28 protein-coding genes and 1 pseudogene are annotated in these 26,022 nt (G+C 49.1%); 21 read left to right on the top strand and 8 right to left on the bottom strand.

The genetic code is table 11. The features are described 5' to 3' along the window. The first annotated feature begins 6 nt into the window (after positions 1-6). The 4 genes from EJQ19_RS05740 to EJQ19_RS05725 all read left to right on the top strand — a co-directional run bounded on the left by EJQ19_RS05740 (position 7) and on the right by EJQ19_RS05725 (position 3,028). Positions 7-780 carry an MgtC/SapB family protein gene (locus EJQ19_RS05740; RefSeq protein WP_126140235.1) on the top strand — a complete coding sequence of 258 codons (774 nt, stop codon included), beginning with the start codon at positions 7-9 and terminating at the stop codon, positions 778-780. 34 nt (positions 781-814) lie between these two features. Then, the gene (locus tag EJQ19_RS05735) at positions 815-1,678 is read left to right on the top strand and encodes a Cof-type HAD-IIB family hydrolase (protein ID WP_164716340.1); all 864 of its coding nucleotides are present in this window, start codon (positions 815-817) and stop codon (positions 1,676-1,678) included. Beyond that, positions 1,650-2,417: an inositol monophosphatase family protein gene (locus EJQ19_RS05730; RefSeq protein WP_241242746.1), complete on the top strand. Its 768-nt coding sequence runs from the start codon at positions 1,650-1,652 to the stop codon at positions 2,415-2,417. The genes EJQ19_RS05735 and EJQ19_RS05730 overlap by 29 nt, the downstream gene beginning before the upstream one ends. 125 nt (positions 2,418-2,542) lie before the next feature. After that, the gene (locus tag EJQ19_RS05725; protein ID WP_126140232.1) at positions 2,543-3,028 is read left to right on the top strand and encodes an MgtC/SapB family protein; all 486 of its coding nucleotides are present in this window, start codon (positions 2,543-2,545) and stop codon (positions 3,026-3,028) included. Positions 3,029-3,106: 78 nt separating this feature from the next. Here EJQ19_RS05725 and EJQ19_RS05720 read toward each other — a convergent pair whose 3' ends face one another. Then, positions 3,107-3,889 carry a hypothetical protein gene (locus tag EJQ19_RS05720; RefSeq protein ID WP_126140231.1) on the bottom strand — a complete coding sequence of 261 codons (783 nt, stop codon included), beginning with the start codon at positions 3,887-3,889 and terminating at the stop codon, positions 3,107-3,109. 302 nt (positions 3,890-4,191) lie between these two features. Here EJQ19_RS05720 and EJQ19_RS05715 point away from each other — a divergent pair, with 302 nt between their 5' ends. Together EJQ19_RS05715 and EJQ19_RS05710 are read left to right on the top strand one after the other, a co-directional pair. Continuing rightward, positions 4,192-4,389 (top strand): hypothetical protein, encoded by a 198-nt coding sequence (locus EJQ19_RS05715; RefSeq protein WP_126140230.1) that lies wholly within the window; start codon positions 4,192-4,194, stop codon positions 4,387-4,389. Positions 4,390-4,595: 206 nt separating this feature from the next. Then, positions 4,596-5,018: a GreA/GreB family elongation factor gene (locus tag EJQ19_RS05710; RefSeq protein ID WP_126140229.1), complete on the top strand. Its 423-nt coding sequence runs from the start codon at positions 4,596-4,598 to the stop codon at positions 5,016-5,018. A 72-nt stretch (positions 5,019-5,090) separates the two neighbouring features. Here the strand turns inward: EJQ19_RS05710 and EJQ19_RS05705 are convergent, their stop codons facing one another. The 4 genes from EJQ19_RS05705 to EJQ19_RS05690 form a co-directional block, all read right to left on the bottom strand. Beyond that, positions 5,091-5,885: an ABC transporter ATP-binding protein gene (locus tag EJQ19_RS05705; RefSeq protein ID WP_126140228.1), complete on the bottom strand. Its 795-nt coding sequence runs from the start codon at positions 5,883-5,885 to the stop codon at positions 5,091-5,093. Continuing rightward, on the bottom strand, positions 5,885-6,799 hold the full coding sequence (locus EJQ19_RS05700) for an ABC transporter permease (protein ID WP_126140227.1): 915 nt from the start codon (positions 6,797-6,799) through the stop codon (positions 5,885-5,887). Before EJQ19_RS05700 ends, EJQ19_RS05705 begins: the two co-directional genes overlap by 1 nt. Positions 6,800-6,873: 74 nt before the next feature. Continuing rightward, the gene (locus EJQ19_RS05695; protein WP_241242745.1) at positions 6,874-7,923 is read right to left on the bottom strand and encodes an ABC transporter substrate-binding protein; all 1,050 of its coding nucleotides are present in this window, start codon (positions 7,921-7,923) and stop codon (positions 6,874-6,876) included. A gap of 244 nt (positions 7,924-8,167) precedes the next feature. Continuing rightward, on the bottom strand, positions 8,168-8,587 hold the full coding sequence (locus EJQ19_RS05690) for an HIT family protein (protein WP_126140226.1): 420 nt from the start codon (positions 8,585-8,587) through the stop codon (positions 8,168-8,170). A gap of 200 nt (positions 8,588-8,787) precedes the next feature. Here EJQ19_RS05690 and EJQ19_RS05685 point away from each other — a divergent pair, with 200 nt between their 5' ends. From EJQ19_RS05685 to EJQ19_RS05675, 3 genes are all read left to right on the top strand, one after another. Beyond that, entirely contained in the window at positions 8,788-9,120 is a 333-nt protein-coding gene (locus EJQ19_RS05685) for a winged helix-turn-helix transcriptional regulator (protein WP_126140225.1), read from the top strand. 196 nt (positions 9,121-9,316) lie between these two features. Further along, positions 9,317-10,039: an NAD(P)-dependent oxidoreductase gene (locus EJQ19_RS05680; protein WP_126140224.1), complete on the top strand. Its 723-nt coding sequence runs from the start codon at positions 9,317-9,319 to the stop codon at positions 10,037-10,039. A 22-nt stretch (positions 10,040-10,061) separates the two neighbouring features. Next, positions 10,062-10,523, top strand: a complete 462-nt coding sequence (locus EJQ19_RS05675) for a DUF2269 family protein (protein ID WP_126140223.1) — start codon at positions 10,062-10,064, stop codon at positions 10,521-10,523. A gap of 93 nt (positions 10,524-10,616) precedes the next feature. Here the strand turns inward: EJQ19_RS05675 and EJQ19_RS05670 are convergent, their stop codons facing one another. Further along, complete coding sequence (locus EJQ19_RS05670) at positions 10,617-11,843, bottom strand: MFS transporter (protein WP_126140222.1); 1,227 nt, start codon at positions 11,841-11,843, stop codon at positions 10,617-10,619. Between the two features lie 172 nt (positions 11,844-12,015). On the opposite strand from EJQ19_RS05670, the gene EJQ19_RS05665 reads away from it, so the two are divergent. Then, complete coding sequence (locus EJQ19_RS05665; RefSeq protein WP_126140221.1) at positions 12,016-12,900, top strand: LysR family transcriptional regulator; 885 nt, start codon at positions 12,016-12,018, stop codon at positions 12,898-12,900. 389 nt (positions 12,901-13,289) lie between these two features. Here the strand turns inward: EJQ19_RS05665 and EJQ19_RS05660 are convergent, their stop codons facing one another. Together EJQ19_RS05660 and EJQ19_RS05655 are read right to left on the bottom strand one after the other, a co-directional pair. Further along, positions 13,290-14,369 (bottom strand): stalk domain-containing protein, encoded by a 1,080-nt coding sequence (locus tag EJQ19_RS05660; protein WP_126140220.1) that lies wholly within the window; start codon positions 14,367-14,369, stop codon positions 13,290-13,292. Positions 14,370-14,507: 138 nt separating this feature from the next. Next, complete coding sequence (locus EJQ19_RS05655; protein ID WP_126140219.1) at positions 14,508-15,401, bottom strand: LysR family transcriptional regulator; 894 nt, start codon at positions 15,399-15,401, stop codon at positions 14,508-14,510. A gap of 180 nt (positions 15,402-15,581) precedes the next feature. Between EJQ19_RS05655 and EJQ19_RS32145 the strand changes: the two are divergent. From EJQ19_RS32145 to EJQ19_RS05605, 11 genes and pseudogenes are all read left to right on the top strand, one after another. Beyond that, positions 15,582-16,268: pseudogene (locus EJQ19_RS32145) on the top strand (CoA transferase subunit A); the annotation flags it as partial. 45 nt (positions 16,269-16,313) lie between these two features. Next, complete coding sequence (locus tag EJQ19_RS32140; RefSeq protein ID WP_206438377.1) at positions 16,314-16,952, top strand: 3-oxoacid CoA-transferase subunit B; 639 nt, start codon at positions 16,314-16,316, stop codon at positions 16,950-16,952. After that, on the top strand, positions 16,945-18,132 hold the full coding sequence (locus EJQ19_RS05645) for an acetyl-CoA C-acetyltransferase (protein WP_126140217.1): 1,188 nt from the start codon (positions 16,945-16,947) through the stop codon (positions 18,130-18,132). Before EJQ19_RS32140 ends, EJQ19_RS05645 begins: the two co-directional genes overlap by 8 nt. Positions 18,133-18,156: 24 nt before the next feature. Continuing rightward, positions 18,157-18,933 (top strand): 3-hydroxybutyrate dehydrogenase, encoded by a 777-nt coding sequence (locus tag EJQ19_RS05640; RefSeq protein WP_206438376.1) that lies wholly within the window; start codon positions 18,157-18,159, stop codon positions 18,931-18,933. Positions 18,934-18,960: 27 nt separating this feature from the next. Then, complete coding sequence (locus EJQ19_RS05635; protein ID WP_126140215.1) at positions 18,961-19,836, top strand: alpha/beta hydrolase family protein; 876 nt, start codon at positions 18,961-18,963, stop codon at positions 19,834-19,836. Between the two features lie 55 nt (positions 19,837-19,891). Further along, a complete protein-coding gene (locus tag EJQ19_RS05630) occupies positions 19,892-20,137 on the top strand; it encodes a hypothetical protein (RefSeq protein ID WP_126140214.1) in 246 nt (81 codons plus the stop codon). 16 nt (positions 20,138-20,153) lie between these two features. Then, positions 20,154-21,275, top strand: a complete 1,122-nt coding sequence (locus tag EJQ19_RS05625; RefSeq protein WP_126140213.1) for a GerAB/ArcD/ProY family transporter — start codon at positions 20,154-20,156, stop codon at positions 21,273-21,275. Continuing rightward, positions 21,272-22,783 carry a spore germination protein gene (locus EJQ19_RS05620; RefSeq protein WP_126140212.1) on the top strand — a complete coding sequence of 504 codons (1,512 nt, stop codon included), beginning with the start codon at positions 21,272-21,274 and terminating at the stop codon, positions 22,781-22,783. Before EJQ19_RS05625 ends, EJQ19_RS05620 begins: the two co-directional genes overlap by 4 nt. 9 nt (positions 22,784-22,792) lie before the next feature. Further along, positions 22,793-23,995, top strand: a complete 1,203-nt coding sequence (locus EJQ19_RS05615; protein WP_126140211.1) for a Ger(x)C family spore germination protein — start codon at positions 22,793-22,795, stop codon at positions 23,993-23,995. 65 nt (positions 23,996-24,060) lie between these two features. Next, positions 24,061-24,894, top strand: a complete 834-nt coding sequence (locus EJQ19_RS05610; protein WP_126140210.1) for an AraC family transcriptional regulator — start codon at positions 24,061-24,063, stop codon at positions 24,892-24,894. Between the two features lie 119 nt (positions 24,895-25,013). Beyond that, complete coding sequence (locus EJQ19_RS05605) at positions 25,014-26,021, top strand: zinc-binding dehydrogenase (protein ID WP_164716339.1); 1,008 nt, start codon at positions 25,014-25,016, stop codon at positions 26,019-26,021. The last annotated feature ends 1 nt before the right edge of the window (position 26,022 follow it).

Raw genomic sequence — 26,022 nt, 5'->3', positions numbered from 1 at the left:
GTGTATATGGGAGATACTCACGGAAATATTTGGGAAATAACACACCTGGAATTAGTATTTCGAATGATATTAGCCGTTGTACTTGGGGGATCCATTGGCATTGAAAGAGAATGGAGTAACCATGCCGCCGGTTTTCGTACCCATATTCTTGTATGTCTAGGTTCCACTACGATCATGCTGCTCTCGATTTACGGATTCTCGCAATTCGTTTATGAAACGAACGTCAGGGTAGATCCGGCGCGTCTGGCCGCACAAGTCATTAGCGGCATCGGTTTCCTTGGAGCGGGTGCGATCATGCGCAATGGCAATATGGTGAAAGGTTTGACCACCGCTGCTTCCGTATGGGTTGTAGCTGGAATTGGTTTGTGCGTAGGCGCCGGTTTTTATATGGGGGCAATCCTTTCCACTTGCCTCGTGTTGATCAGCCTCTATGTGCTGAATAAATGGGAGAAGCACATGCTTCTCCATAGACGACCGCAACAGGTTGAACTGGAAATTTTGGATTATCCCGGCGCTTTGGGACGCATTGCTTCAGCATTTGGCGAGCATGAGATTCAAATTGCCAATGTGACAATGCGGCAAGGTGATGAAAGTGTTGGAGAGAATGACATGCCGACCATGTACATTAGTTTCAGTCTCAAGCTCAATAAACAAGAGAAGCTCTTGGCAGCCTGCGAAGGTATTTCCAAGATGGATTTCGTGTTGTCGATGGAGGCGGCTACTTTTCAAATGCTAAGGAAACAGATCATGAATAGCCAAGGCGGTTCATTATCTATATAACAAAGAGACAAGATGGATAGGTGGCGAAAGACTGGTGAATCAGACAATATTAGTTTCAGACCTCGACGGGACGTTGCTTAATAAGGATCAGCAAATTAGCCAGCAAAATATGGCGGCAATCCGCATATTTCGTGAGCTCGGCGGCATATTCACCTTGGCTACGGGAAGAATGGAAGCAGCGGTTGCCCCTTTTATTAAGGAGCTGAATCTGGATGTGCCCGTCATTCTGTATAATGGGGCCCGTATTTATAATCCCATCACGCATGAAGTGCTTTACGACAGGCATCTACCCTTAACGCAAGAGCTGTGGCAGCAAATTATGAACAGGTTGACTGCGGATATCGGTCTATTCGTCTATCGAAACGGTCAGGTATATACACCGAATCGAAATCAGCTCGTGGTGGAGCATGAAGAGAAGGATAAAGTTACGTGTTCATTGCTTACCGAGATGACAGTTATGGATAATATCACCAAGCTGCTGCTGATCTCTTCCGATCTTAACAAGTTGAAAGCGATAGAACAACTCGTTCAGGATCACGGCGTGCCGCATGAAATCGTGTATTCGGAATGGAACTATCTGGAGATCCTCCCGCCCGATGTGTCCAAGGGAAATGCTCTGCAAGCCCTACTGCAAATTTTGTCTATTCAAAATGCGTATACGATGGCTGTTGGCGATAACTTAAACGACATTTCGCTGATGCGAAGCGCGGATCGAGGATACGCTGTCGCGAATGCACATCCGGATTTGAAAAAAGCGGCAGATGACGTAACTATTCATCACGAGCAGCATGCGATTGCAGCCATCATTAAAGATTATTTTATCGAGCAAGGGGTGACATTGGATGAGCCATTTGGAGATAGCGCAAGTGATGGCGAAAATTGCAGGAGAAATGATTAAGTCGAAGATGGGGAGCGGTTTTATTACCGAGGACAAGAGCTCCAGCTTCGATGTTGTCACAGAAGTGGATAAAGCTTCGGAACAATTGATCCGACAAGGGATTCTTGAGAAATTTCCGTCGCATCATTTTCTGGGTGAAGAAGAGTCATTCCTGAGTGGGAGGCCTCTTGCCGAAGTGTTGGCGGAAGCGACTTCGGAGCCTTATCTCTGGATCGTGGATCCGATTGATGGCACAAGCAATTACGTACAGGGAATTCCAGGGTTTACCGTCTCGATCGGACTCGCTTGTTATGGACAATTGCAGTTAGGTGTCATTTACGACCCCTGCGGGGATGAATTGTTCTGGGCAGAGAAGGGGAAAGGTGCGTTCCTCAATGGCAAACCAATTCACGTATCTCCTGTGAATGAGTTGGGACGCAGTGTTGTGGCTACAGGCTTTCCTTCGAAAATGGAGGCGCGCAGAGCCGTATACGAAGGGCTTGGACGATTAATTGAGCAATGCCGGACTATTCGCTCTCTTGGTTCTGCGGCTAGGCACCTGGCTTACGTTGCCTCAGGACGATTGCACGCATTTTGGGAAAATGGCTTAAACGCTTGGGATATGGCCGCCGGAGTGCTGATTATTCAAGAAGCCGGGGGCACGGTAACGGACGCGAAAGGGAATGAATACAGTTTGCTCACGACGGATGTGGTAGGAAGCAACGGGCATCTTCACGCACCTGTCCTTCAATGTTTATAGGGTTGACGGTTATCTCCATATACAGGCGTGGAAAGGATAGCGCTTAACCTATTTGCCAGACGGCATCCCCGGTTTAGTGCAGGAATTAACGATGTAGTGGAGGATCGGAACGGAGGTGTGTTGGCTTGTTCGAGTTGTGGCATATTCATGCAGGGGGAATCGTCGTCAGACTGCTGTTAGCAGTTAGTTGTGGAGGAGCTATCGGCTTGGAAAGAGGCTGGCGAAATCGGGATGGAGGGTTTCGTACGCACATTCTGGTTTGCGTAGGTGCTGCGCTGTTCATGATGCTGTCGATATTCGGTTTTGGCGATCAGCATGCGGATGCGCTCAACCATCCATTAGATCCCACTGTAGAGCCTAATATGCTCGCTGATCCTTCGCGTCTGGCGGCTCAGGTCGTAAATGGTGTCGGATTTCTCGGAGCCGGGATGATTATGCAAAATGGCAAAGCCGTTTTTGGGCTTAGTACAGCTGCCTCCATCTGGATCGTAGCCGCCATCGGTTTATGCATGGGCGCAGGTTTCTTCTTCTGCGGCATCACCGCAGCAATTCTGGTGCTTATCGTACAACTGATATTAAGAAGGTTTAACAGATCAAGATCAGGTTCTTAGGATAAAAAAGTCACGGCCTCATCCTCTGCTCATTCCGTAATTGGAATGGCGGGCGACAGGCCGTAATTTTTTTAGCTGCTATTGATCATAGATGATTTGATTGAAACTCGTACAGGTACGCAAAAAGTCAATGGGTGGACCTATGCAAGCTCTACCGCCTAAGATAAGTCTAAAATGACCATGAGCGATGTCTCCAAATTCCCCTCGCAACGTCAATTCTAAGAGGAATAAACCAAATTCTCCGCCTAGGCTAAGTGTTGGATTTCGCAAGCTTATCGTTCCAGAGAGAACGGATGCTCCGAAAATTTTTACCGTGATTTTAATACTTGGTTCTTTCGGATCAACATCTAGGTCTAGACCTAAGCCATCGATCAACCGCACTGAAAGACAATTATGTCCCGGAGGGCATGTGGTAATCGGAGGTTGAATCAGATTATCAACGATGCGTTGCGTTAGCAGAACGTTTTTGCTTATCGTCTTAAGCTGGAGATTGATCTTTCTCAAAGTCTTTTTGATTTCAGCATTGTACTTTTTACTCGCTAAGAGACGTTCAATCATCCTTTGATTAATAAGAACGTTTCGATGAATTACTTTAAGCTGTTGGCGTATTTTTTTCAAAACTGTTTTATCGTATTTTTTGCCGGAGAGAACGAGTTTAGTTCCAATCGTGTGCTGATTAATGAGCACTTTTCGGTTGATCATCCTTAATTGTCTTCTAATCTCCAATAAGATCGCTTTCTCATTTTTTGGGCAGGCTTGCGTAAATTGGATTATTTTCTTTCTATTGAGGAGAACGGCGTTGTTAATAGCTGCAAGTTGTTTTTGAATCCGTACTAAAATATGTTGTTTGGTAACAGGCATTGCTAGCACCTCCTTTGCACTACAATAATGTATGTTAGATTTCCTATTCCGATATAGGACAAATTCTCAAATCGTTACCGTTCGTGAAAAATAGACATTCATAGGAGCAGTAGCTTACTAAAGTTGACATCATTACTATAGAATGATAAGTTTATTGAAATAAGACATTCTACCTTACGGGGCAGAATGTCTTGTTGTACTTCTAAGCCTTTTTTACATTAAATGTATGAATTTGTTGGGGGGAGATCATTATGCGAATGTGATCGAATTTTCATGCATCCATACTTCAGGAGGAATACTCGATGATTCAGGTGAAGGAATTTTTAGATACGGATTCTTCGTATGCAGTGACATTGGCCAATCAATTTCTGGCTAGTTTAAAAGACGAGCAAGTTGTCAATGTCTGCTACGGATCGATGATGAAGTCCGTGCTCAACGGAGTAGGAGTCCAACGTAGTGCTATCCTCGTTGTTTATAAATCGGGAGAAACCAGTTCCTAATAACGAAAACGAGGTGGTCTGATCGGGTGGAGACCTTTTTTAAATGGCTCTCGGCCATTTCTGTGATTCTTCTCGCAGTCATTCTTCTTGGCCGATTGCTGCAGAAGATTTGAAAAGCAGCTTGAAGATGAAATAATTTTTGGAGGTTTTGAAAATGAGGCAAACGGAACGAATTTCAAATCTAATTACTTGGGGAGGAATCTACGATGAACCGTAGTCATACGTCCATTCACCGTAGTCGCCTTGTTGAGCAACTTGTGTATTTGGACGAACAATTGCCGGTTCTGCTTGAAAGTTATGCTTCTCAGCAAAAAATAAGGATGCGTACGAAAGTTGATGATTATGTGAAAAGCATGGTCAAATTGCTTGAGCTTGACGATGATCATCTTGCCACATCATTAAGCGAAATTACAATGATCGGGAGTAGCGTTAGGCTACGCTTCGTAGAAGATGGAACTCACGAAGTTTTTAAAGTCGTCTATCCCAAAGAAATAGATCCGGATCATAATAAAATATCATTTTTTTCTCCGATCGGGAGTCAGTTGTTATTGAGATCTAGAGGTGAAGTTTTCAATCTGCAAACGCCAGATGCTGAGTATTCTGTTCAAATTGTTGAGAATTTCAACTAATTTGGAAGCTTAAACTTGCAAAGGGCAGTCCCCGAAGTCATACTCGTTGACTTCAGGGACTGCCCTATTTTGTTAACCGAGAACGACGCGGTCATCAGACAATTTGTTACCGCTGATACGTTCGAATTCGCCGAGCAATTGTTCGACACTGAGCGTTTTCTTGCGCTCCTCGCTCACATCCAGGATGATGCGGCCTTTATCCATCATGATGAGGCGATTGCCGAGGCGGATGGCTTGCTCCATATTATGCGTGACCATCAGGGTGGTCAACTTCATCCCGGCTACGATTTCCTTGGTTAATCGTGTGATGAGCTCAGCGCGCGCGGGATCCAGCGCGGCGGTGTGCTCATCCAACAGCAGAATCTGCGGCTGGGTGAAGGTCGCCATCAGCAAGCTGAGCGCTTGTCGCTCGCCGCCGGAGAGCATGCCCACCTTCGCGCGGAGCCGGCCTTCCAAGCCGATGCCGAGGCGCTGTAATTGCTCCAGGAAAAACGCACGCTTCTTCGCGTTGACACCGAAGCTCAGTCCGCGCTTCTTGCCGCGAGCATACGCCATGGAGAGGTTTTCCTCGATCGTCATTCGCGGAGCCGTTCCCGCCATCGGATCCTGGAAGACGCGGCCGATCCAGCGGCTGCGCTCGTGTTCCGGCAGATGGTGAATCACCTCGCCGTTGATACGAACTTCGCCGGCATCCGGGGTCATAACACCGGAGATGGTGTTCATCAGCGTCGATTTGCCGGCGCCATTACTGCCGATGACGGTGACGAAATCACCGGGTTTTAAGCTTAGATGGATATCGATCAGTGCGATTTTCTCATCGGGAGACCCAGGGTTAAATAATTTGGAGACATGGGAGAGCTGCAGCATTAACGCTCACCTCCTCGGTTCAATTGCGCAGAACTGGCGATGAGTTCAGCTGTGCGCCGCTTCGTCAACGCTTTTTGCTTCATGGAACGTTGAACGGAAGGCAGTACGAGCGCAATAATAACGATAATTGCCGTAATCAGCTTCAAATCAGAAGCGTTGAGCCACTCGATACGGAGCGCTAAGGCGACGACGATGCGGTAGATAATGGAGCCGAGAACTGCCGCCAATGTCGCTTGGAAAACCGAGCGTGCACCGAAAATCGCTTCTCCGATAATGACGGATGCGAGTCCAATGACGATCATGCCGATCCCCATCGAAATGTCGGCAAACCCGGATTGCTGGGCAATGAGTGCGCCCGACAGCGCGACCAAGCCGTTGGATAGACTGAGCCCAAAAATCGTCGTGTTGTGGGTGTTGGCACCGAAGCTGCGAATCATCCGGGCATTGTCCCCAGTCGCTCGAAGGGCGAGTCCAAGATCGGTATGCAAGAAGGCATCCAGCAGCAATTTGAACACAATAACGATGATCAGCACAATCGTCATTGGCGATACGGAAGAGAACAGGGTATCTTCCCCAAGCAGCGAGATGTTCGGCTTGCCCATAATGCGCATATTAATGGAATACAGGGCGATCATCATCAGAATACCGGAGAGCAGTCCGTTAATTTTACCTTTGGTATGCAATAAACCGGTACAAGCACCGGCAGCAAGCCCACCGACAAAAGCGGCTAAACAAGCCAGCAGCGGGGAGTAGCCATTCGCAATCATAATGGCGGCAATCGCACCGCCTGTTGTGAAACTTCCATCCACCGTCAGGTCGGGGAAGTCAAGAATACGGAATGTAATATAGACGCCAAGTGCCATCAATGCATAGAGAAGACCCAGCTCGACGGCGCCAGTTAGGGAGTCCATCATCGTTTATAACCTCCTACTTTGAAAAAAAGAGATGAACGAAAGTGACGTTCACCCCTATTATTGCAACGATTTGCTTATTGTATAATGTTATTCTGTTTATCTTTTACTGCATTTTTCATCGCATCCGTAACCTCAATGCCTTCGGCTTTCGCTGCTTTCAGGTTGAGGATCAGATCCATTTTGTCAGGCACGGTTACTTTCATATCGGCCGGCTTTTTGCCGTTTTTGAGAATATCGACAGCCATTTGACCGACTTGGTATCCATGGTCGTAGTACTTAAATCCAACCGTTGCAAAAGCTCCTTTTTCAACCGTGTCGCGGTCGCTGGAGAAGAAAGGCATTTTCTTATCATTCGCAACTTGAATAATGCCATCCACACCGCTAACAACCGTATTATCGAGCGTAATCAGGAAAGCATCTGCCCGGCCGACCAAGGATTGCGCAGCTTGCTTCACTTCCGAAGTGTTCGTAACCGGTGCTTTTACCAGCTTGATGCCGTGCTTGGATAAGGAATCCTCCGCATTTTTGGCCATAATCACAGCATTCGGTTCACCTTCATTGATAACAAGACCGACTGTTTTAATTTTTGGCATATTGGCAGCAACGAAATCCATCAACTGGGCAACAGCCATTGGGTTCGTGTCCGATGCACCGGAAACATTACCACCGGGCTTGTCCATGTTCGGAACGATTTTAGCTGCAACAGGATCTGTAACCGCTGCGAAAAGAACCGGAGCTTTCTTCACTTGCTGTACAATCGCTTGCGCGGATGGTGTTGCAATCCCGAGAACAAGATCGTAGTCGGCGGAAGCAATTTTCTGAGCAATCGATAAGTTATTCGGTTGATCGCCTTGGGCGTTATTGAAATCAACTTTCAAATTCGTGCCTTCGGTGATGCCGGCATCTTTCAAAGCGGCCAAGAAGCCTTGGCGTGTCGCATCCAGGGAAGGATGCTCGACAATTTGGGAGATGGCGATCTTGTACGTTTTGGCGCCAGCTGAAGCTGCTGGGGCAGTGGAAGGTGCTCCGCCTGCTGCAGGCGTTGGTTCAGGCTTTTGACCGCATCCGGCTACGACCATGAGAGTTGCTGATAATGCAAATGATAAGAGCGCTTTCTTTTTCAATAAAATGACCCCTCTCTAACATACAGTTATGGCTTGAACACAATCCCTTCATATCGCTTCAACGCTTTCATCCAGCAAAGTGCCAGGCGTTAAGCAACCAAGTCTTGTGATAATTAACCATAGTTTAATAGCCATGTGGCTATCCGTCAAGGGAATTAGATAAGGAATGTTTTTCAAATCTGCTTTAGAGGTTGAAAAAATCAAAAGCAGCCCATCGTGAAAGGCTGCCTTTAGTACGACTATTTTACAGATGGCTCTTGATTTGATCAATGAGTGCTCCATATTGTTCCTCAGTTAAAAGAAGATTGGCCGAGGGGTTCATTTCAAACATTTTTCCCCAGGTGTAGCCATCTTTATATTTCGGTACGATGTGAAAATGTACATGCGGCATCGTATCGCCAAATGCGCCGTAGTTAATTTTATCCGGTTGGAACGCTTTTTCAATCGCTGCCGCCGCTTGCGCTACATCGCGCATGTAAGCATCTTGCTTTTCCTGAGAAAGATGAAAAAACTCTGTTTCGTGCTCGTTCAGTGCGACAATACAGCGTCCCTGGTACGTCTGCTCCCGAAACAAATACAAGGTCGATACACGTAACTGGCCGATTTCAATCATGAGATTGTTCAGTGCTTCGTTTTTACTGCAATAATTGCAAATTGCCTGCATGCCGGACACCCCTGTTCGTTAGAAATGGATGAAGTGAAGACTCCTACGTCATCATTCCCTATTCTAGCATAAAACTCAGTTCACATATTGTAAATGCCCGCCGCTCCCGGTCTAACGAATCAAAAAAGGCTTTAATTGACCGAATCGCAAACATGCTGTAAAATTTTTCTAAGCGACAAGTGTAAGGGGATGATTTAGCAATGATTCATCAGCTTGAGTGTCCGGTGGAGACAATCCTTCATGTGCTAGGCGGTAAATGGAAGCCGATGATTTTATGGCAGTTGATACAATCCAGCAAGCGATTCAACGATCTGGAAAAGCTTATACCCGATGTTTCTCAAAAAATGCTTTCCCAACATCTGCGTGACCTGGAACGAGAGGGCATCATCGATAGAACGGTCTACCCCACCGTCCCTCCAAAAGTGGAATATTCCCTTAGCGAATATGGCAAAACATTGATTCCTGTTGCAGAAGTCATGTGCGCTTGGGGAGAAAACCATAATAAACGGAAATATGAGGATTCCGCTTCTTAAAAAGCTCATAACCAAAGCTGCCACGAATTTTTCCTGGCGGCTTTTTTGTCGTGAAGCCGCATTCCGCTTATGACTTACTTTTAAGTAAGGTCCCTACCTTAAAGTGCGTTCTTATCAAGCTTTCAAAACGGTGCTAAGCTTGAGTCAATTCAGAGATGACGTATCGAGAATCCACGATATCAAGGAGGAATAAGCGATGAAAATTATTGTTTTCGGGGCAACGGGAAATACAGGGAAAAGGGCGCTTAAGCAAGGCGTGATAAGGGGACATGAAATGACCGCATTTGTACGAAACGCCGAGAAGTTTTATGAGCAGCAGGATGAACGTTCCGCCGGGCAGGTGAAGGTGGTCGTGGACGACATCCTCAACCCGATAAGCGTTGGTGAGGCGCTTTCGCATCAAGATGCCGCTATTATTGCTGCCGGTCATGCCGGTCAAGGAGAGGAGTTCGTTCGTCTCGTTGATAACATTATCAGTCAATGTGAAATCCACCCTAGTTTTTCCGGGAGGGTATGGGTAATGGGAGGTGCCGGCCTGCTCCATATTCCCAATACGGATCTTATTGGCAACAATTTGCCCGGATTCCCGCCTGCATTTCAAAATCACAACCGGAATTTTGAACGATTGCTGCAGTCTGAGCTTGATTGGTCCGTGATGTGTCCAGGAACGATGATCGATTCGGCAGAGTCTGCGGCGTCGGTTCATCCGCATGTGACAACGGAAACTTTGCCCCTAAAAGTTCCGAAGACAATCCAGGACTTATCCGAGGCGGATTTGGCCGGTTACTTGTTCAGCCGACTTCAAGAGCTGGATGTTGCTTATGATGATGTCGTGGCATGCATGCTGGATCATCTCGAGCTCGGAGGGCCTTTTAAGAAAAAAAGAGTCGGTATCGCCTATCATGGGAATCGTTCGTAGAATTAAGGAACAATAAAGGGGGATGAACAGTTTGCTTGGATGGCTCCTCGTTTTTCATATCGTATCTTCTATTGCGGTCATCGGGCACGCTTTCGTGGTACCCTTCCTTCGAAGGTCCGCTAGAACCGCCGGCCAGTTGCGCTTTGCTTTTGATGTAACGAATAAGCTTGCCGTCCTGCCTAAAATTGGCGGATCCGTGCTTATTATTACGGGGATCTGGCTCATGATCCAAACGAAGATGGGGTTGTCGCAAATGTGGCTCAACCTATCGATCCTTCTAGCGGTGCTTATGATCGCTACGCTCGAGGGATTGATCGCGCCGCGGATGAAAAAGATGATGGCGCTTGCAGCTAGTAGTCAAAGCAAAGGGGATGAAGTCCCCTCCGAGCTCGGCCGATTGATGAAAAAGCTCGTACCGATCGAGACGGCGTCACAGCTGCTCGTAATGGCCATAACCGTACTTATGGTTCTTAAACCCTTCTAAAGAAGCAGTAACCATGAACCACCATTCTTCTCTTATGTAGAGAAAAATGATGGTTCTACTGGTTGGGGGCAGATTTATTCTGACCCCCTGATCTCACTTTTTGTTCGCCAGCGACTGTCCCGCGAATTCCAAGCGTGTTCTTTTTGCAACAGCTTCTGCTTGAGGAATACTGCGCTTGGCGGCTGTAGCCGCGAACTGGACGACGATCATCACCAGCACGAGGACCATCATGCCAATGACGGCGGTGGCAAAACTGTCGGTAGTATCGTGGATTTTGCCAGCTAGGATCGGGCCGGTAGCACCGATAACGTACCCGGCCGATTGCGTCATGGCCGACCACGAAGCGGCCTCCTGCGCATTGGACGTTGCGTCAATCGGAAGAAGGAGGTTCAAGGAGAACAATCCGCCTGCGCCCATTCCGATCAACGAAGCGGCAACGGAGGGTTCGGCCTTCAACATCAGGAGAACAAGCCCGATGAGTTCTATTAAGGCGGAGGCGACCAACCACAGCCGACGGGACGGGAACTTTTTGAGCAGAAGAGGCATCAGCAGGCTTACCGGGATTTGAATGACGACAAATAAGGTCAAAGCCGTCACAGCGTAGCTTTTCGAATAACCCATGCCTTGAATGATTTGAGGCAGCCATGCGGTATATGCGTAGAACAGCATCGCCATCAATCCGAAGGACAATGTCAGAAGCCAGGCCTTGCGGTTCCCCCAGGGCAGCTTGGCGCTGGCCGCTCCCGCGGCAGGCTTCGGGCTTGCGACATGCGGACGCACGATCCACCACCAGAGCACGGCGGCCATGGCGGCGACGACAGCCCAAGAGGCCAGGCCGTACTGCCAGGAATCGAAGATCATCTGTAACGGCGTTGACAGCGCTGAACCGAGTGCAGCCCCTAGCGTGAGGGCGACGGTATACACGGCGATCATCGAAGGAACATGGTTGGGAAAATGCTTCTTAATGAAGCCTGCTAGCAGCGGCCCGATAATAGCGATTCCGATCCCCGCGATCAAGGCCGTGAGTAGCAGGTACAAGACGGAGTGCGTGAACACGCGGATGGAAGTACCGACCGCGATAATGATCAGAGATACCCCCATGACTTTCTCCATTCCCCACTTGTGACCGGCTTTCACGGCGAACGGGGAGAAGAGCCCCATGCAGAGCACGGGAATGGAGGTGAGCAGGCTGGCGACGGCCCCGCTCATTCCCAGATCCGCCCGAATGCTATCCAGCAAAGGGGCGATTGAATTGATCGCCGGACGTAAATTCAGCGAAGCTACAAACAAGGCGATTGCGATAAGGATGTGTTTTTTCATGACGGTTGCTCCCTTTCTATCTATACTGGCTTAACCCCTATCCATTTCGTGATTGCCAGTGAGCACATCTTACTTGAGCAAAGAGTATTTATCAATTATATTGAACTTATAATAATCATTTGTAATTCAAATAGTTGTAGGCGAGTCCGGACTGGAGCGGGAGTATAGGACGATGGAGTTTAGACAATTAGAGTATTTTATGGCTGTGTGTGAGGAGCTGCACTTTACGAAGGCGGCGGAGAAAATGGGGATATCCCAGCCGAACTTGAGCTTGTCGATTAAAGCGTTGGAAGAAAAGATTGGAATGCCGCTGTTTGACCGGATCGGCAAGCGCATTGAGCTGACGGACGCGGGCTTAATTTTGAAGAAGCATGCCGGGATGGTCATGCAGAATCTCAGCAATGCGGTTCAGGAGATGGAGGATCTTCATCGTCAGAATGGCGGGAACCTGAGCGTCGGGGCCTTACCGTCGGAACTGGATTATCGGCTCACCCCGATGTTTATTCGTTTCTTCCAACAATATCCGAAAATTCGGCTAAAGATCATCTCGGAGGTCGATCTGACCGGGTTGGTATTGAGCTCAGAGGTGGATATCGGAATCGCGGTGAAGCCACTTTTCGACCCACGGTTGGTCGTTCGCCCTCTAGCCCGGGAGGAGTATGGGATCGTCGTATCCAAAGATCACGAGCTGTTGACGCGGGCCGAATCGATTTCTTTGGCCGACCTGCAGACGCTCCCGATCGTCACGTATCCCAAAGGGCTATGGGGAAGAGAATTTATAGACAGCTGGTGCCGGCAGCATGGGTTCAACCTGAATGTGGTCGTGGAGACCAGTTCCAATCCGTCGCTCTTTCATTTCGTCAAAGCCAATCTCGGGGTTGGCATCGTCGCGAATTCCCTTCTGGCCTCCCTGGACAGTCTGGACCTGCAATTTCTTCCGATTCGCGACTACCCGCCTGTGAGGGAGATGAGCATTATTTACCGCTCGGACAAATACCTCAATCATGCCGCGCGCGCCTTTATTCATTTTGCGGAGGAGCAATTGAAGGAACAATGATTGTGGAAGGCCGGTGCTAAGGCTTAACAAGACAGCCTTCACCCGATTTGTCGAGGGTAAGACCGATCTTTATGACGGCCGGTACGTCGGGGGGATGATTACTTCTAAAGCAGCGCTAAACATTTGAACTTTGCCAGGGGATGAACCAAGTGGACGAGGAGTTATATCAGATCATTCATCGTGCTAAGCACGGGGATAAAGAGGCTTACGCTCATCTCTGCTGCCTTCGCGAACGTTCCGTTCATCGGCTGGATTGTCTTGTTGATGGCCATCCTGATTTCACTAGGCGTTTACGAGGAAGGTCTTGCTTCAAGACGAAAACGAGCATGACGGTAAAAGCCCTGAAATTCAATCTCCGTTGAATTTCAGGGCTTTTTAGCAATCAGCGCTTATTTCCTAACATTAAAGCCGATAAAAGCTTTGGTGTTGAAATCGAACACCGCCGTCAGCGGCCCAAGCAGCTCATCCTGATCGGTGTTGTATGTAACCGTCACGACAGCGCCGTTCGCTGCTTGCACGTCTGCGAGCAATTTCTTCTGCTCGTCTGTGGAAGGGAGGACGCCTACTTCGGTAGAGGAGACGATTTGCACGACAGCCTCGTCCTGCTTCGTTGTAATATGCGACGCTTGCTCCTTCACTTGCGCCCATGCCAAGTCGCGGTATTCCTGTGCGGCTTCAGGCGACATTTTCGGCGTGCCTGCTATAGGCTGCGCCTGAACGACGAGGAGGAACACAGGGCTTTGCGGAGGCAGGCTTTTCGTTTCAAACGGACCGTAGTAAGCTTTTACTTTGGTGCCGACTTTCAGATCTTCCCATTTTAGCGATTCGCCTTGCGACGACATGACTCGCGTTTCCTTGCCGCCGTTAAGTATCAGATTGTCACCTAATTGCACTTGCCAGCCATTGTCGGTATGTTTCACTTCTTTGATCGTATCTTCTTTGACAGCGCGATCGGCTTGAACGTTAATGTTTACAGCCTGCGATTGTCCCGGGTAGCTCATGGCCATAACAGGCCCGAATTCGACGTCGATTTGCGTCCCCGCTTTCAGATCAGCAGCCGTTAAGGATTTGCCGTCCAGGTTCTTAATGGAAGTCGTTTTATCTACGTTTAGAATAACCCATGTGCTTCCGAGCAGCTCAATGCGGGTATTCCCGTCACTCTTCGACTGCACGCTCACGATGACACCGGATGCACGCATCAAATCTGCTGCCTCATCCAGCTCGATCTCTTGGTTCGCCTCATCGTAATTTACCGTATATCCCAGCTTCGTCGCAGCGTCGCGTACGGGGATGTACGCTTTTCCATCGATGTAGACCGGTGTAAGCGCGCTGTCTTGTCCGTTGACAAGCACTTTTACGTCTTTTTGCAAATACCCTGTAACCTTTTCTACCACATCCTCGGCTCCGACAGCGGCCGTTGTGCCCAGAATTCCCGCCAATGTAAGCAGGACCGTTAGTTTCTTCTTCATTTTCTATAACTCCTTCCGATCGTTGAAATTCTGTGTCAATGATGTTGACAATCCTTCAGACGGAGGATGGTTCGAATAAGTTGCAGTTCTCGGGAACTCCTGAGAAGTAAGCAGGAACCTGTTTGAATTTCGGGTGCTCTACGGGAGAAACTCGTCGGCGGCTGCCTGTACGAATGTCATAAATTCCCGCATCGCGTAAGATAAATATTCCTCTTTTCGCCAGACCATAAGCAGATGCCACGGCAGCACGGGGTCATGCAGCGAGATGACGCGCACGTGCTTGTTAGCAATTTTTTTACATACCGCTTCCGGCATGATGGTAATTCCCAATCGCTCTGCCACCATTTCCGCTTGAAGATCCCATTGAGAGCTTTCGTAGATCATCCGCGGTTCAAACCCCTCAGCCCGACAGGCTTTAACAATGTGCTCGCGCACGGCATATTCCTTCGGAAATCCAATAAATTTCTCATCTCTTAATTCCCGCAAGGAAACTTGTTCTCGCCCGGCCAGCCGATGATGCTGGTGAACGACCAGTCCCAGCTGTTGTTGAATCAAAGGCATGGTCTCGAAGGTGTCTTCGTTCACGGGTGCGACAACAAACCCAAGATCGAGATGACCTTCGCGTATAAGGTGTTCTATTTTTTTAGCGCCTTCTTCGATAATTTGAAATTCGATGTTGGGATAATGCTGTTGAAAGGTAGCCACAATTTTCGGGAAAAAGACCGAGCTGATCACAGGCGGCAGCCCGATGATAAGTTTTCCAACCTTTAAGTTCGCAACGGCCTCCAAATCGACGTTAAGCTCGTCCATCGCTCTGAGCATCGACTGAAAATGGCGGACAGCAACATTGCCGCTGTCCGTCAACTGGATGCTTTTACCGGAACGATCGAATAGGATGACGCCGAGTTCATCTTCAAGGTTTTTAATGATTTTACTGAGTGTGGGCTGGGTGATATGCAGCTGTTCGGCAGCCTTGGTTACATTTTGCCACTTTACAACTTCAAGAATATAACGCAAGTTTCTCAAATCCATGCTTTCCCACCCTCTATGGAAACAACGTTCCAACATAAAATTTTGTCATGGCTCCCATGCCAGGTTTGAATTATACGCAGTAAGCGATTTCACTTATTGTTAGTACAAGATGAATCTCGTTTATCAGGAACGTAGTCATTATAACAAAAAATGGTTGAGTTTAGGAGGGAGCAGAAATCGATGACTAAATTGTACGCATCCGCCCAAGAGGCCGTTCAGGATATACAGGACGGATCTACCCTCATTGTGGGCGGCTTTGGCTTGTGCGGAATTCCTGAAAATTTAATTCATGCCCTTAGCGTACAGGGATCAAGGGAGTTAACGGTCGTAAGTAATAATTGCGGCGTCGACGGCTGGGGACTGGGGCTCCTGTTAGAGAATAAGCAAATCAAGAAAATGATTGCTTCCTACGTGGGAGAGAATCGAACGTTCGAAAGTCAATACCTGAGCGGCGAGCTCGATGTTGAACTGGTTCCCCAAGGTACGCTTGCCGAGCGCATCCGTGCAGGCGGGGCTGGGATTCCAGCCTTTTATACAGCCGCAGGAATCGGAACACCTATCGCGGAGGCGAAGGAACACCGTGAATTTCGTGGAGGCGCCTACATGCTGGAACAGGCCATCGTCGGTGACATTGCATTGGTGAAAGCGTGGAAAGCAGACCGTTTCGGCAATCTCATTTTTCGTCATACAGCCCGCAATTTCAATCCGCTTGCAGCGACGGCGGGAAAATTGACAATAGTTGAAGCCGAGGAGATTTTGACGGAAGGGTACTTGCCGCCTGATGAAATTCACACGCCTGGGATTTACGTACAGCGAGTGATCCAGGGGGAAGCTTATCACAAGCGCATTGAGCGACGCACCGTCAAGGGGCGCGAAAATCATGGATTTTTGGCCAATGATGGACGAATCAAAATGGTTCAAAGAGCTGCCAAAGAAATCAAACCCGGGATGAATGTGAACCTTGGCATTGGCATGCCGACGTTGATTGCCAACCGGGTTCCGCAGGATGAATCGATCATGCTGCATTCGGAGAACGGACTTCTTGGCATAGGGGCATACCCCGATGAGGGAGCTGAAGATGCGGATCTTATTAATGCAGGCAAGGAAACCGTGACTGCCGTTCCCGGAGCCTCTTTCTTCGACAGTGCGGAATCATTTGGTATGATCCGGGGAGGCCACATCGATCTTGCCATTCTGGGAGGGATGGAGGTATCCGAAGCGGGGGATCTTGCCAACTGGATGATTCCCGGAAAGCTTGTGAAAGGCATGGGAGGGGCCATGGACCTCGTTAATGGCGCTAAACGCGTAGTGGTCATTATGGAGCATGTCAATAAGTACGGGGAAACCAAGGTGAAACAGCATTGCTCATTACCGCTGACGGGCAAGAGTGTTGTCCACCGTCTAATTACGGATTTGGCTGTTTTCGATTTTACGCCTGATGGCATGGTGCTGGTAGAGATTGAAGAGGGGACGAGCGTAGACGAAATCCGGGCGAAAACGGAGGCGCATTTCACACTTCATGCCAACTTGCTGGTGAACGGAAATGAATAACGATATCGTCATTGTTAGCGCTGTTCGTACCGCCATTGGAAATTTTCAAGGAGCGTTGTCCAATGTGTCGGCGGTTCAGTTGGGAAGTACGGTTATTCGGGAAGCGCTCTCGCGAGCTCAAGTGCCTGAAGATATCGTTGATGAAGTTTTTATGGGGAATGTGCTGCAGGCCGGTTTAGGACAAAATCCAGCCCGTCAAGCCTGGTTGAAAGCGGGGCTTTCTCATGAAGTGCCGGCGACTACCGTCAATAAAGTCTGCGGTTCGGGACTTATGGCCATGATGTTTGCGGCGCAATCCATACGCTCAGGTGACGCTGAGATCGTTGTTGCAGGCGGCATGGAAAGTATGAGCCAAGCTCCCTTTCTGTTGGAAGGCGCCCGGTCCGGGCTTCGCATGGGGGATGCCAAGGTGATCGATTCGATGATCCGAGATGGACTATGGTGCGCCGCGAACGATTTCCACATGGGATTAACTGCCGAGAACATCGCGTTAAAGTATGGCTTGAGCAGAGAAGAACAAGACAGCTTTGCTGCGTGGAGTCAGAATAAAGCCGAACAGGCGATGCTGTCCGATCGGTTTAAAGAAGAACTTGTTCCCCTCTCGATTCCACAGAAAAAAGCTCCCGAGCGTATATTTGATCGAGACGAGTTTATTCGCCCAGGAACTACAGCGGATGCCCTTCGTAAGTTGCGGCCTGCGTTTCAGGCAGACGGAACGGTCACCGCCGGCAACGCGTCCGGTATTAATGACGGTGCCGCAGCGGCAGTCATTATGTCGAGAGCTAAGGCGGAAGCGCTCGGCTTGACACCGTTGGCCAAAATTCACGGCTACACCAGTGCTGCGCTTGACCCGGCCTGGATGGGGCTCGGGCCGGTTGTTGCCATCCGTAAGCTTCTAAATAAAACCGGTATGCACATCCATGAATTTGATTTGTTCGAGATCAATGAAGCGTTTGCCGCCCAAGCGTTAGCTGTCGTTCATGATCTTCAACTGCCAGACAACAAGCTGAATGTAAATGGGGGGGCAATTGCGCTTGGGCACCCCATTGGGGCCAGCGGTGCTCGCATCGTGGTGACGTTATTACATGAATTAAAGCGGCGCGGAGGCCGTTACGGACTGGCTTCGCTCTGTATCGGCGGCGGCCAAGGTGTGGCCATGGCGGTCGAATCATTAGGGTAAAAGGGAGGAAAACGCATGAGTCATTTGCTCCATCAGAAAGTGGCTTGGATAACAGGGGCAGGGAGCGGGATCGGCTACGGGATCGCTCGTAGCTTTGCGAAAGAAGGCGCTGCAGTTATTCTCACCGATATAAGGGAAGAAAGCGCGCAAGCGGCGGCGGCAGCAATACGAGACGATGGCGGCCAGGCTGTAGGCATGAAATGCGATGTGACCCGTGAAGACGAGGTTCGCACTGTGGTGAGCAGGGTGGTTAGTGAATATGGCGCCATTCATATTTTAATAAATAATGCGGGGCTCCAGCATGTAGCCCCAATTGAGGATTTTCCTGTAGAAATGTTTGAAACATTAATCAAGGTGATGCTGACCGGCGCTTTTATTTGTATCAAACACGCATTTCCGGTTATGAAGCTGCAAGGGGATGGGCGGATTATTAATATGGCTTCCATTAACGGTGTTGTTGGTTTCGCCGGCAAATCGGCCTATAATAGTGCGAAGCATGGCTTGATTGGGCTGACCAAGGTGGCTGCGCTGGAAGGCGCCAAGGACGGCATTACGGTAAATGCCCTATGCCCTGGCTATGTTGATACGCCTCTCGTCAGAGGGCAGCTTGAGGATCTGGCTCGCACGCGCAGCGTAGAAGTGGAACACGTCTTGGAAGAGGTTATCCTTCCGTTAGTGCCGCAACATCGGTTGCTTTCTGTAGAGGAGGTGGCGGATTATGCTGTTCTTATTGCAAGCGATAGATTGAGAGGAGTTACGGGGGCAACCTTACTGCTGGACGGCGGATATACGGCTCAATAATTTTATGGCGGAAGGAGCAGTGTTTTTATGACAAACAAAATGTCTGAAGAAATCCAGCATCATCTTGACTCGCTTGAGACAAAGGGTCATGAACTTGTGATCGAAAGTCATATCCTGACAGATCGGCAGGTTCCGGTACTTTTGTGTTACCCGAAAGGTGCGACGAAGCTGCCTGTTGTGTTCTTGAATCATGGCACGACGGGCGATGCGACATCCATGTTACCGATCGGATTACCGCTTGCCCAAGCGGGTTTTTTCACTGTTCTGGTGGATGCCAGATTCCACGGCAGACGCCGATTGGAGCATTTTAATGAAACTTTTTTCAATCGTGCGATGTACAAACGTTTATATCTTCAAATGCTGCTCGATACCGTGGATGATATTTCAGCGATAATCGATGACTTGCAGATGGATGAGAGAGCGGATGCCGAACGCGTGGGTATTTCAGGGATTTCGCAAGGCGGGTTTGTCTCATTCGTCGCAATCACGCGAGAAAAAAGGATTAAGGCTGCTGCGCCCCTCGTAGCGTCCCCGGATCTTACGGATACATGGGGGCACAGCCTCCCGTTCCAGGAGCTTGAATCAGACTTGCAAGAGGAGATCTTGCGGCACAGCCCTCTGCGTAATTATGAGGTAATACCTCCCGTAGCCTTGCTTGTACAGAACGGCAATGCCGATCCGGTTGTGCCGGTTGGCGGCGTACGTAAACTCAACGAGTATCTGAAGGAGCTTTATAAGGAGATGCCGGAGCGGTATCGTTACATCGAGTACGACGGCCGTGGACATGAGACCGTCTACGAAGGAAGCGAGCGGCCGAATATCATGAGGGAAGAAGTCATCGACTGGTTTCGGCGCTTTCTTCATTCGGCGGATGGGGCAGGTATATTTGATAAAAATGAATGAATGCTGGGTATAAATGACATCCTAACCATATCTGTAAAAGGGAGAGGTGCAGTTCATGGCGGAATACGCATTTCTTTTGCTGCTAATCACGCTATATCTTGTCTTCTATGGACGAGACTGGCATAAGACAGAGCGAAAAGCGTTGGCATGGAGCCTTGTCATTGCTTCTCCCTCCCTTTATCTAATGATCTTGTTTTTGTACCATCCGGCGTGGCTGGGTCCCGGTGATATCTTGGAGCGGATGTACGGATCTCCCGCAGATGCCATCATCCAACTGTTCACATCCTTCAACGGCTCCTAAAGAACGGAGATGACCTATGAAAAATCGCCCCCCCATTCTGACGACAGGGCAGATGGCGAACCTGTTAATCGCCGTAACGATGGGGTCTGCCATTATTTATATCCCCACGCCGCTTGTTGGATTCTCCGGGAACTCTGCGTGGTTATCCCTAATTGGCGCGTATGGGTTTGGTGTCCTCGTACTGACATGCACTCTTTATCTGCACCACCGCCACGGCGGTATAGAACTCATTGAATACTGCCGCAAGCTTATTGGCGGCGTGCCAACCGTACTTGTCATGCTGCCAATTATCGTGATGCTGCTTTTCGCCATCTCTGCCATTGTAACGGGGATTGGAGATTTTTTCGTGAGCAGTATGATGCCCAAGACGCCGTTCTATATCTTTTGTTCCATTAGTTTGCTTGTGTCCGCGTTGACCGCGAGAGCGGGGATCGTTATCGCTGCTCGTATGTTCATGCTGCTTGTTCCTGTCATGTTTATTTTCACGTTAGTCATATTGCTAATCGCATTTCCGATATATGACTGGGGAAGGTTGCTGCCGATCCCGGATAAAGGAATTGGAGATCTGCTTCATGGCTTTTTTGTTGCAGCCGGCTTTCCTTTTGGGGAAGTGTGTCTGTTTCCGATCCTTCTGTCCTACGCTCCAAAGGATCAGGCGAAAATCTTGTATCGAAGACTGTTTTTCGCATTCTCGCTAACCGGGGCGACGATGGTTGCTGCTACCCTTTGCACCATTGTTGCTTTCGGCCCGGCTTCAGGCCATCTCAGCTACTCGCTCTATCAACTTGCCAGCAACATACAAGTAAATGGAAACAATGTGCGCATCGAAGCGATCGTGGGCATCGCGATTATTGTGGGATCCTACATGAAAGCGACGTTATATCTGATAGCGTTAAATAAGCTGTTGGTCCGTTTAACCCGTGCAAACCGATCCGACGCCTATATTTATCCGATAGCCTTACTATGTACGATGCTTTCGCTCACATTATTTTCGGGACCGGCTGATTTTCAGTACCAAGTGTATACGATATGGCCATTTACGGTTATCGCCGTGGGGTGCACATTTATTTTTATCCTGACGGTGCTGACATGGATTAGAGGCGGGGATTCCAACCATCTGAGGGAGAGGGGGACATGACTTTGACAGGTGATCATCCTTCCTTACTTGACGCAAATCTTCGGCTCAATCAAGCCAGTTTAGAACAAGCATTCTTGAATTGCCAGGACGTTGTATTCGAACAGCGAAAGTATGGAAGTAATCTGGTCTATACGGCGTTGGTGGTGTACTGCCGCTCTTTAGTTAAAGAGGATAGTGACAGCCTTTTAGTCAAGGTGATGAATGACCTCGCTACTGTACAATCGGCAGATCCCTCTACGCTTGATCCTGAAGATATTGCGAACTTTTTCAGCAAATTTGGGGCGTCATCGCAAGGTTTTTCGATTGTTTCCGAGGTAAATTCAGCTGTGGATCTTGTCTTGCAGGGGCAAATCGTCATGGTTTTTGATGGGTGGGGAAGTGCGGTTGCTTGCAAAGCTCCTACCTTCGATAAGCGACAAGTGAAAGAACCCATCAGTGAGCCCGTGGTCCAGGGGCCGCGTGAAGGAACGGTTGAGTCGATCAATATCAACTTGGGGATGATCCGGCAGCGCCTCCAGACGCCGCGATTGAAAATCGAATTTCTGAACGCGGGAGTGACGGTTAAGACAACCATCGCCTTTTGTTACTTAGAAGGTGTAATACTCCCTGAAATTCTTGAGGAATTTCGCAGTCGCATCGAAGGAATAGAGCAGTACGATATTCCTGAAACGTCTTACGTTGAGGAGTTGACGCAGGACTCTGCCTATACGCCCTTTCCACAATACCGCTATACGGAACGAACGGATGCCATCGCGGCTGCTTTAATGGATGGGAAAATTGCCGTGCTGGTTGACAATACGCCAATGGTCTTAATTGCGCCGGCTTTTTTTGTTGATTTTTTTAGTACAGGCGAGGATTACTACGTCCGTACGCTGTTTGCCTCTATGATTCGGATTTTGCGTCTAATGGCTTTTTTCATTGCGCTTACCCTGCCGAGCATCTATATTGCCTTGTCCACGTTCCATCCGGAATTAATCCCCTCGGTGTTATTGCTAGCCATTCTGGATACACGTGAAGGCATACCATTCCCCGCTTTTGTGGAAGCCTTAATTATGGAAGTGTCGTTCGAATTGCTGCGCGAAGCGGGGATTCGCCTGCCGCGGCCAGTTGGCTCCGCAGTTAGTATCGTGGGTGCGCTTGTTATTGGACAAGCTGCAATAACAGCCAAGATTGCCTCTCCCATTATGGTCATCGTTGTGGCTTTTACAGGAATCGCTTCATTCGCAATTCCGCATTACGATGTTGCCATTGCCATTCGTATTCTCCGTTTTCCATATATGGTAGCAGCCACCTTCCTTGGCGGGTTTGGATTAATGATCATTTTTCTGCTAACCCTGTTGCATTTGACTTGCTTGCAAACGTTAGGTCAGCCCTATTTAACATCACTCGCGCCATTTAAGGCCAGGGATTTACGGGATATTGTCGTGCGTGCTCCGCTTCGGAATTTTTTGAAATCCCCTCGCAATCGCCGCTTGCTCAGCTCGGAGTCACCTCGAAGAAAGAAGTGAGAAAATGGCATGATTACGCGTTATGTGCGTCTGGGAATACGCTTTGCAGTATGCGGGCTAACCATGATGGTGCTGAGTGGCTGCTGGGATAATAATGAACTGACGGATTGGGGGTTCGTTCAGGCTGTCGCCATTGATCAGGCGGAACATGGAGGGTATCGCGTCACCGCACAGATCTATCGTCCCGGCTCGTCCGAATCGAGGAATAACAAAGCGACAAAGGGGATCTCCTACCTTACGTTCTCCAGTGAAGCCACGACCATCTCGCAGGCTTCCGCCCATATCTCCGAGAAACTGGGGAGGAAGCTGCAGTGGAGCCACATGCGTGCGCTCCTCATTGGAGAGCGGACCGCTCGCCGGAACAACATCGGAGAGATTCTCGACTTCTTCTCACGTTCACAGGGACCCAGAGGAGCCGTGACGGTGATGACGACAGAGGGCGAGGCAGGCCGCTTTCTTCTCGTCGATCCGCTGATTGAAAATACGATCGGCCAACAGATGAAGACCGTTGAGGAAATGTCGAATGCACTTACGGGAACAGCCTCAAGATTATCCTTGCTGGATCTGTCTATCCAGGCACAATCGCCGGGTTCAGTGACATTGCTGCCTCATCTTCAGCTGCTTAATCAAGAACATTTGGTACTCACGATTGATAGCATGGATATGCTGCGCTTTCCGAGTGGGAAAATTGATGAAGGATTTGTGCCTGCTCAGATGGCGGATAATATCCTCATGATTCGCAACGAATTGAAAGAAGGGCTTGCGACAGTGCCATGTCAAGATGAAAATGAGAAAGAACCCGAACCGAAAGGCGATTCATTTTGGATTAACAAAGCGAAGTCAAAGCTTCATGTATCCGCACTTGAGGGAAAGCCGTTCATTGCGATTCATCTCGAAATTGACGGCAAGGTTGGGGAGATGAGCTGTTCCAGCGTCCTCACGAAAGAGGAGCACCGACGTTTCATCGGCCGGGTTGAGCAAACCATCTGGAAGGAAACCATGAAGGCCGTGGAGAAGGTACAGCAATTGAAGGCGGACGTTTTGTTAGCGGGGCAGCAGCTCCAACGGAAATCACCGGGGCTATGGAAGCGATGGTCGGATGACTGGGATGAGCTATTCTCGCAGGCGAAGGTCTCCTTAACGGTTAAAGTGAGGCTGGGGGACACCGGGATGAATGCGGGAAGTCCTATCGCGGTTCCGTCTGGTAGATGATCGTAGTATAGCCGCCTCCATTCGGATATAATCAGGCTAGATCCTGTAAGAAGGAAGTGGCACGCGTGCAAACTGATCTAATCTCTCTACTCCTGGAAACAGCCGAATTAAAAATTCTGAAATTCGACAGCCACAACCGTGTCGAGATGAACTATCGCAATCGAACGTTACAAGACTTCTATATGATGACCTATATCAGAAAAGGCTCAGCCAAATTGAAAGTGCAAGAGGAGGTATATACGCTGAACCCGGGTACGGTTATCTTCATCCCCCCGCACCTGGAGCATGATCAGTACAAAGATAGCGACGAGGAAACGGAATTCCTATGGTGGCACTTTACCTACAACATCCAGAATGTGGTGGATGTGCTGCCATTTCTACAAATTCCGTATATCTATACTTTAAAAAATCCTAAAAAGTTCGAAGATGCATTTGATGAGCTCATGCTGTCCATGTCCAGAAAAGGGCATCTGCCTGCGATCATTCTACAGAAGGCCAAGTCGCTTGAACTGCTCTATTTGCTGCTGGATAATGCGCTGGGCAGTGTGAAAACCGTTATGGAGAGCCGGCCATCTCATCGGTTTTTATCCATACTATTGAAAATTGTTTCGCAACCCGAAGCCTCGCTTTCACTCGCCGATCTGGCCGCGGAACTGCATATGAATCCGACCTATGTCAGCAATTATTTTAAAGAAACCTTCGGCAAGTCGCCGATTATGCTGCATCGGGAAATCAAAATTTCGAAAGCCAAAGCGTTGCTGGAAGCGCATGAAATGAACATTACCGAAATCAGCGAATGGCTGGGCTTTAACGATATCCAAACCTTCACGCGGCTTTTTAAAAAGTATACGGGGATATCTCCTCGCCAATATCGAGAGCTGTTTGTTAGCTTGATGTAAATGATAGAGTAGACCTGTAAAAGTGTTAAACTTCAACAAACGTTTGCCCTGTTTTCCGGATGATGCCCCCTTTACACTTAAGGTATGGGAAAAGATTCCCCATCAAGGAGGCTATGTCTATGGAAGCAATCCGCATCGTTTTTTCGGAAAAGATGAAAGTGGAGATCAGTACGGAGGTCTTTGACGCCGCGCTGGGAGAGAATGAGATTTTATGCGCAGCCATTTGTTCAATGATTAGCACGGGAACAGAGCTTCAATGCTTGCGCGGCGTTTTCGACGCGGGTACCAATTGGTCGAGTTGGGTGCAGTATCCTTTTCACCCGGGGTATTCGATGGTGGCGGAAGTGCTCGAAGTAGGGACAGGGGTTCGGAAGTTTCAAAAAGGGGATCGCGTCTTTATCGAAAGCCCGCACACACAGTATTTCAAGGCAGTGGCGGATCATGCTGTATTACTGCCAAATGAGGTTTCCCCGGAACAAGGGGTCTGGATCAATCTGTCCAAAACGACACAGCTCGGCGTAAGACGAGCCGAGCTGTCTCTTGGAGAAACGGTCGGCGTGATCGGGCTTGGACTCCTCGGTCAGCTGGTAACGCAGTATCTGTATCTCTCCGGCGTCAAAGAGATTTATGCAATAGATCCGGCTGAGAGCCGCGTCCAGTTGGTCGCGGACAAGCCCGGCATTCATCGGATGGCGATGGATGCCGGGAAGGCCCATGCCCAAATCGCAGAGCAGACCAAGGGGCAAATGCTGGATGTGGTGTTTGACATTACGGGTCATCCCGCTGTATTGGCTCAAGCTACGCAGTTGGTTAAACCCCTGGGGCGCGTCGTTCTACTGGGAGATACGGCGACCCCATCCATGCAGGAAATGGGACGCAATGTGGTGTCCAATTCCGTCTCCATCCTGGGCATTCACGCCGGAATGAACTTCAAAGGTTGGCATCACCCGGACATGGCGGATCTTTTCTTGACGTACTTGCTGCAGAGCAGAATGGATGTCAAGCCGTTAGTTACGCATCACTTCTCACCGCTGGAAGCGCCGCAAGCGTACGATTTGCTCGTACATAATCGGAGTTCTGCCATGGGCGTTCTCTTCGACTGGACAACACTGGGGAAAGAAAGCTGAG

It is taken from the genome of Paenibacillus whitsoniae (assembly GCF_003955665.1).
GTDB lineage: Bacteria > Bacillota > Bacilli > Paenibacillales > NBRC-103111 > Paenibacillus_E > Paenibacillus_E whitsoniae.
The sequence above is the reverse complement of the archived record's forward strand: the minus strand, read 5'-3'. Positions and strand labels throughout refer to the sequence as shown.